We start from the raw sequence: 714 nt of genomic DNA on the forward strand, positions 1-714 counted from the left end.
GGTACTGTCGGGGGCGAAGGCCTGCTCGAAGGTGGCGGTGGCGGCGCAGGGGTCGTGGGCCTGCAGCTCGGTTTCGGCGCGGGCCAGCAGCTGCGGGTAGGCGGGGGCGGCAGTCTGGGCCACGGTAGTGCCGAAGGAGGCAGTAAGAGGCAGCAGAAATAGAAGGAGCTTCGCTTTCATGGGGCGGAAAAGTGGAGGATTCACCCACACAGATGCGCCTTTGGCCGAAGCGGTTGCCTGAAGATGCAGTTGTTTTAAATACGGATATACAGGCTATTAAAACGAAATGGAGCCAGCCCTGGCCTTCCTGTTGCAGCAGGGGGCGGCCAAAGGACTGGCTCCGGAAGGAGGCCTCGTTCACTCACCAAACTAAGCCTGGCTTCTTTTTTTTCTTTTTTCGGGGGGATAGATGCAGCTATACGGCGAAGGTTGCCTGCGTAGTTGTATTTCGGAATAGAAATTCGGCGAACTACAAACGTTTGATGCTGGATGGCCCCGTGGCGTCGACTTTCACCGTGGCGGGCTGGCCGCTGTAGGCTATTTCGCTGGCACCCACGGCGTCGCCCTTCAGGCTCTCGGTGATGTTGAGGCGGGCTTTGCACATACCGGCGATGGTGACTTTGCCGTTGCGGACGCGCAGGTTGGCGGCGGCCAGCTCGCAGGCGCCGGCCGCATCGAGGTCGAGTTGGTCGACGCTGCCGACGGCGGTGGTGC

General features: G+C 60.9%; 2 protein-coding genes. Both read right to left on the reverse strand.

The window, feature by feature from the left end; translation table 11 throughout:
- A partial coding sequence (locus tag ACYVDE_RS25090; RefSeq protein WP_460504233.1) for a hypothetical protein occupies nucleotides 1–180 on the reverse strand: 180 nt, incomplete at its 3' end.
- Between the two features lie 289 nt (nucleotides 181–469).
- The coding region (locus tag ACYVDE_RS25095; RefSeq protein ID WP_460504234.1) for a GIN domain-containing protein at nucleotides 470–714 on the reverse strand (245 nt) is incomplete at its 5' end.

The organism is Hymenobacter agri (assembly GCF_054778495.1).